This is a genomic window from Thermoactinomyces sp. CICC 10522 (assembly GCF_016055075.1).
GTDB classification, from domain to species: Bacteria; Bacillota; Bacilli; order Thermoactinomycetales; family Thermoactinomycetaceae; genus Thermoactinomyces_A; species Thermoactinomyces_A daqus.
This window is the reverse complement of the sequence record NZ_JAECVY010000001.1, coordinates 66,566-79,925: the sequence shown is the minus strand read 5'-3', so window position 1 is coordinate 79,925 and position 13,360 is coordinate 66,566. Positions and strand designations below refer to the sequence as shown.

General features: G+C 50.6%; 11 protein-coding genes. 2 read left to right on the top strand and 9 right to left on the bottom strand.

Features of this window, described 5'->3' with window-relative positions:
• Positions 1–72 precede the first annotated feature (72 nt).
• Together I8U18_RS00450 and I8U18_RS00445 are read left to right on the top strand one after the other, a co-directional pair.
• Positions 73–2,400 carry a transglycosylase domain-containing protein gene (locus tag I8U18_RS00450; RefSeq protein WP_198064380.1) on the top strand — a complete coding sequence of 776 codons (2,328 nt, stop codon included), beginning with the start codon at positions 73–75 and terminating at the stop codon, positions 2,398–2,400.
• 137 nt (positions 2,401–2,537) lie between these two features.
• On the top strand, positions 2,538–4,847 hold the full coding sequence (locus tag I8U18_RS00445; protein ID WP_198055185.1) for a transglycosylase domain-containing protein: 2,310 nt from the start codon (positions 2,538–2,540) through the stop codon (positions 4,845–4,847).
• A gap of 54 nt (positions 4,848–4,901) precedes the next feature.
• Here the strand turns inward: I8U18_RS00445 and acsA are convergent, their stop codons facing one another.
• From acsA to ytxJ, 9 genes are all read right to left on the bottom strand, one after another.
• Complete coding sequence (acsA, locus tag I8U18_RS00440; RefSeq protein ID WP_198055184.1) at positions 4,902–6,620, bottom strand: acetate--CoA ligase; 1,719 nt, start codon at positions 6,618–6,620, stop codon at positions 4,902–4,904.
• 131 nt (positions 6,621–6,751) lie between these two features.
• Positions 6,752–6,904 carry a DUF1540 domain-containing protein gene (locus I8U18_RS00435; RefSeq protein ID WP_081943620.1) on the bottom strand — a complete coding sequence of 51 codons (153 nt, stop codon included), beginning with the start codon at positions 6,902–6,904 and terminating at the stop codon, positions 6,752–6,754.
• Positions 6,905–7,013: 109 nt separating this feature from the next.
• The gene (locus tag I8U18_RS00430) at positions 7,014–7,739 is read right to left on the bottom strand and encodes a 5'-methylthioadenosine/adenosylhomocysteine nucleosidase (protein ID WP_198064379.1); all 726 of its coding nucleotides are present in this window, start codon (positions 7,737–7,739) and stop codon (positions 7,014–7,016) included.
• A 70-nt stretch (positions 7,740–7,809) separates the two neighbouring features.
• Positions 7,810–8,850 carry a catabolite control protein A gene (gene ccpA / locus I8U18_RS00425; protein ID WP_198055182.1) on the bottom strand — a complete coding sequence of 347 codons (1,041 nt, stop codon included), beginning with the start codon at positions 8,848–8,850 and terminating at the stop codon, positions 7,810–7,812.
• A 94-nt stretch (positions 8,851–8,944) separates the two neighbouring features.
• Entirely contained in the window at positions 8,945–10,087 is a 1,143-nt protein-coding gene (locus I8U18_RS00420; protein ID WP_152568440.1) for a hypothetical protein, read from the bottom strand.
• 154 nt (positions 10,088–10,241) lie between these two features.
• A complete protein-coding gene (locus I8U18_RS00415) occupies positions 10,242–11,342 on the bottom strand; it encodes a bifunctional 3-deoxy-7-phosphoheptulonate synthase/chorismate mutase (protein ID WP_198055181.1) in 1,101 nt (366 codons plus the stop codon).
• Between the two features lie 236 nt (positions 11,343–11,578).
• Positions 11,579–12,316: a zf-HC2 domain-containing protein gene (locus I8U18_RS00410; RefSeq protein WP_033099088.1), complete on the bottom strand. Its 738-nt coding sequence runs from the start codon at positions 12,314–12,316 to the stop codon at positions 11,579–11,581.
• A gap of 13 nt (positions 12,317–12,329) precedes the next feature.
• The gene (locus I8U18_RS00405; protein ID WP_152568441.1) at positions 12,330–12,875 is read right to left on the bottom strand and encodes an RNA polymerase sigma factor; all 546 of its coding nucleotides are present in this window, start codon (positions 12,873–12,875) and stop codon (positions 12,330–12,332) included.
• Positions 12,876–12,928: 53 nt separating this feature from the next.
• On the bottom strand, positions 12,929–13,273 hold the full coding sequence (gene ytxJ, locus I8U18_RS00400) for a bacillithiol system redox-active protein YtxJ (RefSeq protein ID WP_033099090.1): 345 nt from the start codon (positions 13,271–13,273) through the stop codon (positions 12,929–12,931).
• Between the last annotated feature and the right edge of the window lie 87 nt (positions 13,274–13,360).

Sequence of the window (13,360 nt, the reverse complement as noted above, 5' to 3'; positions counted from 1 at the left end):
ATTCGTGGTGAAAGAATGTTTCATCCAGATTATGTTATAATATTACCCTAGAACGAGGAGGGTATCAAGTGAATGAAAAAACATGAATCCAGGCGCCAGCGACACAGGAAAAAAAGGCGCTATCTCAAATGGACGCTAAAGACCGTCTGGTGGGCCCTGGCGCTGCTTTTTATCCTGTCTGCCTGCGGAGCCGGAATCGGGGCGGGAATCGTTTCCGCCATGGTCAAAGATGAACCGGTGCGCAGCAAAGCAGATTTCCAACGCGATCTCGACAGTTTATTTCAAAACAGTTATGCCTATTTTCAAAATACGGACAAAAATAATAACCCTGTACGTATTGGCGCTTTTCGCAATGACGGTGAATATCGCAAATTGATCAGATCCGTCAACGATGTAAGTCCTTACCTCGTCGATGCTTTTATCGCCACGGAGGATCGCGATTTTTACACTCATCACGGAATCGTGCCGCGCTCGATTCTTCGCGCTGCCTACCAGCAGTTGGTTCATGCGGACGTCACGACCGGCGGAAGCACGATCACCCAGCAATTGGTCAAAAATGTGATCCTCAAAAACCGCGAACAGGACCTTGAGCGCAAATCCAAGGAAATCGTTCTGGCCGTTCGCCTCGACGCAATGTTTAGCAAAAACCAGATACTTGTCTACTATATGAACAGCGTTTTCTTCGGAAAAGGGGCAAACCGGCAAAATTTATACGGTGTCCAGGCAGCTGCCAAAGGTTTGTTCAACGTCGATGCCAAGGAATTGAATCTGCCACAAGCCGCCTATATCGCCGGTATGGTTCAGCGGCCGAACGATTATAACCCCTTCCGCGGTGAAAAAAATCTGCAACACGGTATCAAGCGAATGCAACTGGTTCTGCGCAATATGCTGGAAACTGGCAAGATTACGCCGCAACAGTATCACGAAGCACTGAAATTCAACATTAAGGCATCGCTGGCCAAACCTGATCCGTCTGCCAACGGCTATAGCAGTTATCCATTTATCATGTATGCCCTGGAAACGGAAACAGCGGAAATTCTCATGCAGCATGACGGCCTGAATATCGAAGAACTCAGCAAACAGGGCAAATACCGCTCCACACTCGAACAGTATGTCAAGCAGGTACAGACGCGCGGTTACCACGTTTACAGCACAATCGACCAAAAAATGTATGACGCCGTAAACAAAGCCGCAACCAAAAATTTGACTTTTCATAACCGCACCTACAAAGGGATCAAGGGGCACGAACAGCTGGGAGCAGTGATCATCGACAACCGCAGCGGTGCCATTCTCGCATTTGTCCCGGGCACTTCGAGTTATAACCAGAATGCGAAAAACCATGCGCTGGATGCCTCGAGACAGTCGGGTTCCACAATCAAACCGCTTCTGGTTTACGGGCCGGCCATCGAGGAAAAAGTGATCTCTCCCGACACACTGGTTCTGGACGAGAAAATTCCCCGCGCCGACGGCTCCGGTTACTATGAGAATTCGGGCAAAACATACCACGGGCCGGTTACTGTGAAGGAGGCACTAAAATGGTCGTACAATATCCCAGCCATCAAAGTATTCAACCGGTTGGGCCACGACACAGGCTTTAGCTACCTCCGCAAACTGGGAATACCGCCTGATCCGATCGACGGGGAAGCAGCGGCGATCGGCGGGCAGACCCGGGGCTACACCGTGGCTAAAATGACCGCCGCTTTCGCTACCTTTGCCAATCAGGGAAACTACAACAGCCCTTATCTCATATCCAAAGTGACAGATGCAAACGGCCATGTGATCTGGGAACACAAACAGGCTCCAACCCGCATTTTTTCACCGCAAACCTCTTATCAGATAACAGACATGCTCCGGGATGTGGTGAAAAGCGGAACCGGTGTCTTCATCGGCAGCCGGATTCACGGCTACGACCTGGCCGGCAAAACGGGTACCTCGACCGATGACCGCGATCTCTGGTTTATCGGCTATACACCACAGGTTACCATTGGAGCCTGGAGCGGTTATGATTACGGATTCAGCATGTCTCATAATGACCATTTTACCAAACGGGCCTGGGTGAATATCTTTAACGCCGCAGCAAAATCAAGCCCTTCTTACTTCGACAAAGGAGCCCGTTTTGAAAACCCCGGGCATCTGTTTGACGGTGTAAAATGCCTGGAATGCGATAAAATCAAAAAATATCAAGACAAGAAGAAAAAAGAACAAAAGAATAACCGGGATCAGCATAACAACCAGCCGCCTGATCTTCCACCGGCGCTTCCTCCATCGGTACCCCCGCCCCCGAACAACGGCGACAACCCACCTCCGACGGAACCTTCGGAACCTCCGACAAAACCCTGGTATCCGCCTCCGCCGGATGAAGGAAAAAAGAAACCGCATCATGATCCTTTTCCTTTTTGACCGCCCCCATCTCCCCCGATGGGGGTCTTTTGTCTTAAAAAAATGAATAAGATATTGTCAAAAATTCTCTATCACCAAGCGGTTTGGCGGATGTGATATAATTAATTTCGCATGACAAAGGGGGGAGAAATGAGGGAATGAAGGACTCTCAAAGCAGCCCCAGCGAGAAAGAGACAAAATGGGGAAAAAGTAAAATCGTTCCGGTGATAAAACGCGTTGCGCTCATCCTGCTCGCGTCAGTTTCCATCATCGCCGTCGCGGTGATCGGCGTCGGAACCGGCGTCTTTTCCGCATTCGCTAAAAACGCGCCGGTCATGACCAAAAAGGATTATGACAAATACCTGACAGGCTGGTCGCAAACAAGCTACGCCTATTTCCGGGACAACAAACCAATCGGGTACATGGTTACCAAAACCAACAGCAAATTGATCAAAAATCTCAATCAAGTGAGCCCGAATCTCATCGACGCTTTAATTTCAACGGAAGACCGGGAATTTTGGACCCACAACGGGATTGTTCCCAAATCGATCGCTCGGGCTGCAATCCAACAAGTGATCGGCAGCGACGTGCAGACCGGGGGCAGTACGCTGACGCAACAATTGGTGAAAAACAAGATTCTCGACGACCGTTCCAAGAACTATGAACGCAAGACGATGGAAATCATCGACGCCATCCGCCTGGAGAAGTATTACAGCAAAGATGAAATCCTGGTCAAATACTTAAACAGCGTCGAGTTTGGTCCGGATGCGGATGGAAAGCGGATGACCGGATTTGCCGTCGCGGCAAAAGGCTTGTTTAATACGGACATCAAAGACCTCGACATTCCGCAGGCAGCTTACCTTGCGGGAATGGTGCAGAGTCCTTATGCCTATAACCCGTTTTACGCACCCAAGGACGGCGACGAGGAAGCGCATTTGAAAGCCGGTACAGCGCGCATGAAATACGTGCTCGGCAAAATGCTGGAAAACAAGGTAATCACCAAAGAGCAATACGATGAAGCAATCCATTACGATGTTGCCAAACATCTGGCGAAAAAATCGTCGTTCCATAACGGATTTGCCGATTATCCTTACATCATCAACGCAGTCACCAAAGAAGCTGCACAAATCCTGCAAGAGAAGGACAAAAAAGCAGGGATTGACAAACCGCTGGAAGCTTATAACCAGCAAGTGACCAATGGCGGTTACAAAATATACACCACGATCGATCAAAAGATGTACGATGCCGTCAACGACGCGGTTGCCAAAATGCATATGCCGTCGAAAAAGATCAATGGCAAGCGGGTCAAGGAGCAGGTGGGTGCAACCCTGATCGACAACAAAACGGGCGGAATCCTCGCCTTTGTCGGCGGAACGCATTATGACTGGCTCAACCGTTCCCTCGACACGCAACGGCAACCCGGTTCGTCGATCAAACCGCTCCTGGTCTATGGACCGGCCTTAAATGAAGGCATCATCTCACCGACATCGCAGATTGTGGATGAGAAGATTTACAAGCCGGACGGTTCACCATACCGCAATGCCAATGGCAAATACCATAACGCTCCGGTTACAGCAACATACGCCTTGCAATGGTCGCTCAATATTCCGGCCATCAAGATCATTCGCAAACTGGGAGTGGAGCACGGGTTTGAGTACCTGCGCAAAATGGATATCAACCCAAATGAAAAATATGACGGGGAAGCATCGGCACTTGGCGGTTTTCACGATGGTTTTTCCGTCACACAAATGACGGGCGGCTATGCGATGATCGCCAACAACGGGGTTTTCAACAAACCGCATCTGATCGATAAGATCATCGATTCCGAAGGACACGTCGTATACGATTACGCCAGGGACAACAAGCCGGTCAAAGTTTTCAGCCCGGCAGCTGTATCTGATCTGCGCGGCATGATGCGACAGGTTGTGGCCGCCGGTACGGCACAAATGGTTGGAAATGCAACCAGCGGCTATGAAGTGATCGGGAAAACGGGTACCACTTCCTCGGAAAAGGACGTCTGGTTTATCGGGGCGACACCCGAAATCTCGCTCGGCGTCTGGACCGGTTTTGACCAACCGGCAACAGTCGTGGTTCACGATCTTTCCATGATGGCCTGGAATCGCATTTTCAAAGCGGCGGCCCAAGCGCAGCCTTCCATGATTCCGAAGGGAAGCAAGTTTAAAAGCGAAGGCTCTGTTCCCTTTCAATGCTTTGAGTGCAACCGCCAACCTGCCCAGCCGCAACAAGGCGGACAGCAATCCGGCGGTCAACAGGGCGGAGGAGCACAACCGCCGGCCAATAATCCGGCCGTACCCAACCCCGGGCAAAATAACCCGGCTCAGCCGCCCAATCAAAACCCGGGCACACAGCAACCGCCCTCTTCGTCCCAGCCACCGACTGACAATAATAACGGCGGACAAGGCCCGTCAGACGGAGGAGCGGAGCAACCGGGAGGCATTATACAGTAGTAACGAACCAAACCCCTTTAGGAACTGAACGCCTAAAGGGGTTTTTTATGTCGCTCAATCTTCCATCGTGGATAAATCGCCAACCGGCAAATCCAATTCCCAAGCTTTCAGGACACGGCGCATGATTTTGCCGCTTCTCGTTTTCGGCAATTTATCTTTGAATTCAATTTCTCGCGGCGCCGCATGAGCAGCCAGGCGCGTTTTCACAAACTGGCGAATCTCTTCCTTCAACTCTTCGGATGGCTTATAACCGGCACGCAAGGAAATAAAGGCCTTGATAATCTCACCGCGCAAGGGGTCGGGTTTTCCGATCACACCGGCTTCAGCCACTGCCGGGTGTTCCACGAGTTTACTTTCCACTTCAAAGGGACCGACTCTCTCGCCGGAGGTATTGATCACATCATCCAAACGCCCCTGGAACCAGAAATAGCCGTCTTCATCCTTATAAGCGGAATCACCCGATACATACCAGCCGGGGATGCGGAAATACTCTTGGTATTTCTCCGGATTTTTCCAAATCTTGCGCATGATCGAGGGCCAAGGTGTTTTTATCGCCAGGTTGCCCATTTCATACGGCGGCAACTCATTGCCCTGATCATCAAGGATCGCGGCATAAATGCCCGGGAACGGTTTCCCCATCGAACCCGGCTTGATCTCCATCTGCGGATAGTTGGAGATGAGAATCCCCCCGGTTTCGGTCATCCACCAGTTGTCATGAATCCGTTTGCCGTACACTTGGAGTCCCCAGCGCACCACTTCGGGGTTCAGCGGTTCACCGACGCTCAGGACGTGGCGCACCGAAGAAATGTCGTATTTTTTCACCAAATCTTCACCGGCGGCCATCAACATGCGAAATGCGGTCGGAGCGCTGTACCAGACCGTCACTTTATATTTTTCCAGTGTTTGGTACCAATCGTCAGGGCTGAACCGTCCCCCGCGCACGACATTGGTGACACCGTTGAGCCACGGGGCAAAAATCCCGTAAGATGTTCCCGTCACCCAGCCGGGATCGGCCGTACACCAGTAGATATCCCCTTCCTGCAGATCCAGCACCCATTTTCCCGTTTGATAGTGTTGGATCATCGCGTTATGGGCGTGAACCACCCCTTTCGGTTTACCTGTTGATCCGGACGTATAATGGATCAGCATCGGATCTTCGCGATCCACCCACACCGGTTCCAGTTCGGTCGGGGATTTGGCCAGTTCTTTTTCAAAGCTGTAATAGCCGTCCGTCAATTCCCCTTTGGCCCCGACGAGAATAATATGTTTCAAATGAGGCAAATCGTCTACAGGAACCCGTTCCAGCAGGGTTGGCGTAGTCACCAGGGCAACTGCTTCACTGTTTTCCAGGCGGTCTCGTACGGCTGCTTCCATAAAGGCTTCAAAAAGCGGTCCGACAATGGCCCCGATTTTAATCGTCCCTAAAAAGCTAACATATAAATCCGGTGTCCGGGGCATAAAGATGAAAACGCGGTCCCCTTTATGTATGCCAATCCGCTTCAACAAATGGGCAAATTGGTTGGATTTCTCCTTTAATTGCCTGAACGTATACGTTTCTTCACGATCGGGGGCGCTGTAGATGAGCGCAGTCTTCTCCCCTTTTCCCTGCTCCACATGACGGTCGATCGCTTCATAGGCGGCGTTTACTTTTCCGGTTTTGTACCAGGAAAATTCCTGTTCAACCTGTTTCCAGTCAAAAGATGCATAGGTTTCTTCATAATTTTGCAAATTATTCCCATTGGTTTGAACGGGTATACGTTCCGTGTTTTTCATGATGAAGACGCCTCCCCTGTAAACGATTTCATTTTTCATTATTATATCATACATTATAATATTGGCAATTTGACATCAAAAAAGCAGCCCGGCTGCCTGCATAACGAAAGCAGCCGGATGCGGAAATTCGGTTAGTGCTTGGGTTTGAAGGTCTTGCAATCAGTTTCTTTGGTATCCTTGGCCTGTTCAGTATGGGTCACGACATAAATTTCATCTGCTTTGCACAGATTTCCCTGTCCCCAATAGGTGCAGGTATTCACTTCGCACAGTACGTCTTTCGGCATTATGCTTCCCCCCTTTGGCGTATCCTTATTATGTGCACCGGCAGGAGGAGGTACACTGGCAACATGATGAAAAAAACACCAAGGGCCAAAAGCCCAAGGTGCTTTGGTTTTAACTCCGTTCTTTTTCCCGTTTGCGCTGTTCGAGAATTTCGCAGACAAGAACCGAGGAACGCTCCGCCGCCAGCTTGGTAAACTCGGTGAAATTCACATCTGCCGAATGGTCGGCCCGATCCGACATGGAGCGAATCACGACAAAAGGCGTTCCGCTCAAGTGGCACACATGAGCCACTGCCGCGCCTTCCATCTCCACGCAGTCCCCGCCCAACTGTTCACGCAGTTCGGTTACTTTCCCGCTGTCGGAAATAAACTGATCTCCCGACAAAACCTTGCCCAGGCGCACCTGAACTCCTTCGAGCTTTTCGCCCGCTCGCGCCGCCCATTCGATCAATTTCGGATCAGCGGGAAACACGGATGTTTCCTGAAACGGAATGGTTCCTTTGGGAAAGCCGAGCGCGCTGGCATCGAGATCATGCTGCTGGCATTCGGTCGAAATAACCAGATCCCCGATATCGAGATCCGGATGCAGCGCTCCGGCGACTCCGGTAAAAATGATCGATTCAACATGAAACCGCTCGATGAGAACCTGTGTGCAAATCGCGCCGTTTACCTTCCCGACGCCTGATTTGCTAACCACAACCGGGATCCCGTTGAGCGTTCCCGTATAATAGGTAGTCTGATACACTTTCTGCGTTACTGCCTGATCCATTTTTTCCAGCAGCAATGCGATTTCTTCATCCATTGCGCCGATCAGGCCGACTCTCCGATTTTCCTGCATTCGCTTCAACCTCTCCCTTTTGCTTCCCTTTCATCCCGTGCTGCAGTTTGACCAGACAGGATGTTTTCTGTTACAAGCGTTCTTCTTCCCACTCCCGCAATCTGGTCGAATTTCGCAATTCAATGCGGTATTGCAGGATCACCTGGCCTGACTCGACCGGTTCGTCGTTCATGTATTTGGTCAAAAGGCGCATCGCCACCGCACCGATATCATACATCGGAACCGCCACCGTGCTCAACAAAGGTCGAACCTGCGAGGAAAGAGGAATATTTTCAAAGCCGATAACCGACAGTTCTTCGGGAACCTTCCGCCCCATGTCCTGCGCGGCATGCAGAGCCCCCACCGCCATTTCATCGCTGGTAGCGAAGACGGAAGTGATATCCGGTTTGGACTTCAACAGATCGGTCATCGCCTCATAACCGGAGCGGTAACGGTAATCACCGATCCGGATCAATTCATCGTCAAACGGGAGATCATTTTCTTCCAATGCCCCTTTATAGCCAAGATAACGCGAATACCCGTTGACCGAGTCTGTCAGCGGCCCCCCGATTAAAGCGATGCGCCGGCCTCCTTCATGGATCAGAACGCTGGTCGCTTCTTTTGCCGCCTGAATCTGATCGATCGTCACATAAGGCAACTCTTTTTTCTCATCTCTCGTCGCCGCCAGTACGATCGGGACGGAAGTGGCAGCGAAAACCTCCCGGTGCGCCTCTGTCACTTCCCCGCCGAGAAAGAGCAATCCATCCACCTGTTTTTCCAATAAAGTTTCGATCAGGCTGATTTCTTTTTCCTTTTTCAGATCGGAATTGCTCAAGATAATATTATAGTGATACATGGCCGCGATATCTTCGATTCCCCGTGTCAGTTCGGCGTAAAAATGATTGGAAATGTCCGGAATCACCACGCCGACAGTGGTCGTTTTTTTACTTGCCAGCCCCCGGGCCACGGCATTCGGCCGATAACCCAACTGGCGGATAACATTCAATACTTTTTTTCGGGTAGCCGGCTTTACGTTGGGGTTTCCATTTACGACCCGCGATACGGTCGCCATCGAAACCCCTGCTTCTCTTGCCACATCATAAATCGTAATCGTTTCCTTCTGTTTTGCCATTCTATCTCCACATCCATTTATCAAAATCAATACAAGTTCAGACTAAGTTACTCTTTAGCTTTTCCATCCATGAAAAAAGAATGAGCTGCCCCGGTTAAACCGACTCTCCCTGCAATTGCCCCATCAATTGCAGAACATAGGGCAAAGTGTCTCCCATAATGCTGGTCCACGCCTCGGGAGATCCGCGGTTAATCCACACGATCGGCTTGCGCGGGGCCAAAGCACGATACAACTTCTTCGTGGAAATGAGGCGGGGCGTCATCGCAGGCAGATTGGGGTTTTTTTGCCTGGCCTCGGCGATCAGACGGTTGGCATGAACTTCCGATGTGAAAAAGTCGACGATCGGGCTTTGATCTTGTCCAGCCAATATCACCATATTGCCCTCCGGATCCACAACGACCCAGATCCGCCGCAGTTCAGCCATCGCCCGGCAAACTTCCCAGCCATTTCCCATCCCCTGTCCTTCAATGGTCGCTTTCTCCAATTTCTTAAGCCCTGCGGCCACATCCGGATCGATCGGTCGTTGCTGGGGTGTGATATTCTCCGTTTTCGACGGTGTCTCCGTGACTTGCTTGGGCTGGACGCTGGCGAAGAGTCGCGTTGCCTGCTCTTTTGTGAAAGGAATTTGTTCCGGCAATCCGTAGTGAAAATAGGGAGCATCGGCACCGAGTTGCCGGCAACGCTCCAAAACCTCGCTCCAGGTACGCTGAACAGGCTTCCCGCCTGATTTTTGCGTCACGGCCCCGGCATCTTCCTCACGCAAGTAGACAGCCACCGTATATTGCCCTTTTTCATATTCGACCAACAACACATTTTGCTCCATCGTCGGCACCCACGGCCCGGGCATTTTCGCAAGTTGCTCTGCAGCGTACTCGCGAATCAATTCCTTCAAATAACCTTTATTTAAAAACAACCGCGACGGAAGACCCGGGTTCAAAACAATCCCTTCCGCATCGGAACGAAAAGCTTTCAAAAGAAAGGGCAGGGCCGCTTCCTCTTCCCGTTTCATATATTCAGGGTAATCCACCTTGACCACCGCCGATGCCTCCGCATCCGAGAAAGCGACAACATATCGGCGATCCGGCGCATTACCCTTGGCCAAAAACGGCTTTTTACTTCCCTCTGTCACCTGGTACAAAACCGCTAACTCCGGAACTTGTGTAGCCATAAAACGATAAAGTTCATCCGGGCTTACCTGCTTGGTACTGGCTAATTCTAGATATTCCCTCGTGTTCAACAAACCGTTCCTCCCTCTAGACAACAACTGAAACCTGTTTCCAAAAACGGGACTTTTATCTGTATATCATCATACCAAATTTCCAGCCAAAAAAAGCGGACAGACTGTGACGTCTGTTCGCTTTTTCGTTAAAGTTTTTTTCTCTTTATCCCTTTTAAACACCAGTTGGAGCGGTTTTCGACTGTTCGAATAAGCCCGATGCACGAAGCTCTCCCATAAAATGATCAAACGAGGGAATATCGATTTGTTGTTTTGCATCGGACAAGGCGACAGCAGGATTGGGATGAACCTCCAGCATAATGCCGTCTGCTCCCGCTGCGAGAGCCGCTTTCGCACAGGGCAGCAAAATATCCCGTCTGCCTGTTGAGTGAGTGATATCCACAAACACCGGCAAGTGCGATTCGTTCTTCAAAATGGGAACGGCTGAGATATCGAGCGTATTACGGGTCCACTTCTCATAGGTTCGGATCCCGCGCTCACAGAGCATGACCTGATCATTTCCACGCGACATGATGTATTCCGCGGCAAACAAAAATTCTTCCAGTGTAGCGGAAAGTCCCCGTTTCAGCAGAACCGGCGTATTGACGGAACCGGCGGCTTTCAGCAATTCAAAGTTCTGCATATTGCGCGCCCCGATTTGAATGACATCAATATATTCGCCTGCCACTTCAATATCGGCCGGGTTCACGATTTCACTGATCACCTTCAGGCCGAATTCATCGGCAGCCTTGCGCAAAATTTTCAATCCCTCAAGGCCCAATCCTTGGAAATCATAAGGCGACGTTCTCGGTTTAAAGGCTCCGCCGCGCATGATTTCGATCCCCTGTGCCTTGAGTGCCCGCGCAACGGCAAACACCTGCTCTTCCGACTCGACCGCGCACGGTCCTGCGATCACATGCGGGCGTCCTGTGCCAACCCGGGTTCCTCCGAGGTCAATTACCGTATCGGAATTCTTCTTTTTGCGACTGACCAACAGCGCTTCTTTCTGATCGCTCTGTTGCAAATCGAGCGAAGCCTTGAAAATCTGTTTGAACAGATAGCTTATGGTCTCGTCGGAAAAAGGCCCCTTATTTTCCTTGGTGAGCACTTCCAACATCTTTTGTTCGCGCTCAGGGTCGAACTTGTTAATTCCCTGTTTTTTCTTGACTTCCCCAATTTCTTTTGCAATGCTCGCACGCTCGTTTAACAGAGCCAATAATTTCAGGTTGATCTCATCCAATTTCTCGCGCAAATCAGATAACCGATGCTCACTCACTCGTCTTTCTCCTCTCTACTCATTTAAAAACTGCCCCGCCAGCTTTTATGGTGGCTTCACTTACATTGAGCCTGCTGGCGTTCTCTCTGCGATGGCATATCCCATGCCCTCACCATGTTGTAGTTTAACGAGGTTCCGCTCGATGAAAAGCGTAAAATGGATTGGATGCCAGAAGCGATCCTAAAAATAATTTTGTACATTATATCCGAATTCTTTTTTCTTGTCACCCCCTGATTTCAGGGAGTGATCAGAGTTTGACTGGTCAACCGGCTGAACCAGCCCGGGTTTTCGGGGGCGACTTCGGAATCATCGATCAGTTCAATGCTGGGCCTCTCTCCGGTTGTGATCACAAAAGAAGCGGGGAAATGAACCGATCCCTCTCCAAGCCATTCCGTTTGGGCCGGAATGCCCGCCTCCTTCAGCAGGTAATAAAAGGTGCGCGAATCTCTCACCCTGACAAAAATAAACCGGTTCACTTTTCGCATCCAGGCCGTGCTTGTCCGGACAAAGATTGGAGATTTGCCCGGATTAATTGCAGCGGATTCGGAGGCCATGGAGTACGGCACATATTCCGGACTGCCAATAAAGGGAGTCCCCTCGGGAAGAGCCTGTCTGTCCCTTGTCGCAAATACCAACAAGCCGGAAACTGCTTCCATTTCCGGATCGTCTTCTGCCGAAAGGATCTGCGGGGATTTTGATTTGGCATGAAAGGAGGAAATGAAGGCGAAAAGAGCTACCACTACGATGACTGTCGTCCATTTCAGCGGCTGGAACAGGATGCGCCGCTGTTTTGTCCGTGCTTCCCGCCCCAGTTTTTCCAGTGACGTGACCAAATCGACCATCTCGAAAAAAAGCTGCCGACAATGCGGACAAACCTTCACGTGCGCCTGTAGCACCATCATCTCTTGATCCTGGATCTCACCGTCCGCATAGAGTTGGATCAGCGTCTCTACTTCCCTACAGGTTCGGCTCATACGCCCCTCTCCCTTACCCCTTCCTGGATAACCGTTCTTTCAACAGTTTGCGGGAACGGAACAATTGAGTTTTCACCGTTCCTTCCGGAATGCCCAATTCCTTGCTGATCTCCGCGTAAGAATACCCGTAATAATGGCGCAAGACAATGACGCGCCGGTATATTTCCGGCAAGGAACCGATTTCTTCCTTCATCCGTTCCAATAACAGCTTGCGCTCCACCTGTTCTTCGACTGAAGCATTTGCATTCACGGCTGCTTCGGCCTGGGGCATCGCTTCATCCAGGGTAACCACGGGCAGGCTCTTTTTCCGCTTCTGGTCGCGAAAACGATTCGTCATCATCGTCCTGAGCCAGGCTTTCAGCGATTTTTCATATGTATATTTGCCTGATTTCTGATGAGCCTGCCACAGCGTTTCCTGCGTCAAATCTTTTGCATCTTCCGGGTTTCCGGTCAAGCGGTAGGCGATGCGGAACAAGTACCGCTGGTGTTTGTGCAGCCGCTCCATAAATTCATCCGCAACGCTTTTCCACGCTCTTTCCCCCATCCCATTGCTGTTCATGGCTTCCTGTTGCACGGCGATTTTTGCACAACAGGGGTTTCACCTCTCTTTCTCTATTGTTCAACTGCTTTTTGCAGGGATTCGACCGTGATATTCCAATGCGAATCGTGCCAGAGAACTTTTCCGTCCGAAAGCAAAATGGCTTGCGGCGATTCATGCTTCACTTGAAGTTGGTCGGCGATGTGATTGGACACCGCCCGATCTTCCCTCACATGCACCACGGCTATTTTGACGCCGGCCGCGGCAGGGGTTTCGCTGAATCTCTTCAGTTCCGCAAAGGCATTGGCGCTGATCGGACAGGTTGTGCTATGTTTAAACACCAGTACCGGAATTTGTTTTGACTGGCTATACACTTCATCCCATTGGTTTAATTCGCTCAGTTGTGTAAAGGTGCTCATCTTTTTCACCCTTTGTGTCGGTTTTTCTTATTTTAACACATCCGTTTCCGGAGTGTTGACTTGTGCGATGTTGGCAGAATACGGAAA

Excerpts from the sequence above, each read along its gene's own strand:
- I8U18_RS00435 (WP_081943620.1), bottom strand. The coding sequence starts at position 6,904 with ATGCCGAAAGACGTACTGTGCGAAGTGAATACCTGCACCTATTGGGGA.
- acsA (WP_198055184.1), bottom strand. The coding sequence starts at position 6,620 with ATGAAAAACACGGAACGTATACCCGTTCAAACCAATGGGAATAATTTG.
- ytxJ (WP_033099090.1), bottom strand. The coding sequence starts at position 13,273 with ATGAGCACCTTTACACAACTGAGCGAATTAAACCAATGGGATGAAGTG.
- ccpA (WP_198055182.1), bottom strand. The coding sequence starts at position 8,850 with ATGGCAAAACAGAAGGAAACGATTACGATTTATGATGTGGCAAGAGAA.
- I8U18_RS00430 (WP_198064379.1), bottom strand. The coding sequence starts at position 7,739 with ATGCAGGAAAATCGGAGAGTCGGCCTGATCGGCGCAATGGATGAAGAA.
- I8U18_RS00410 (WP_033099088.1), bottom strand. The coding sequence starts at position 12,316 with ATGAGCCGAACCTGTAGGGAAGTAGAGACGCTGATCCAACTCTATGCG.
- I8U18_RS00450 (WP_198064380.1), top strand. The coding sequence starts at position 73 with ATGAAAAAACATGAATCCAGGCGCCAGCGACACAGGAAAAAAAGGCGC.
- I8U18_RS00405 (WP_152568441.1), bottom strand. The coding sequence starts at position 12,875 with ATGAACAGCAATGGGATGGGGGAAAGAGCGTGGAAAAGCGTTGCGGAT.
- I8U18_RS00445 (WP_198055185.1), top strand. The coding sequence starts at position 2,538 with ATGAAGGACTCTCAAAGCAGCCCCAGCGAGAAAGAGACAAAATGGGGA.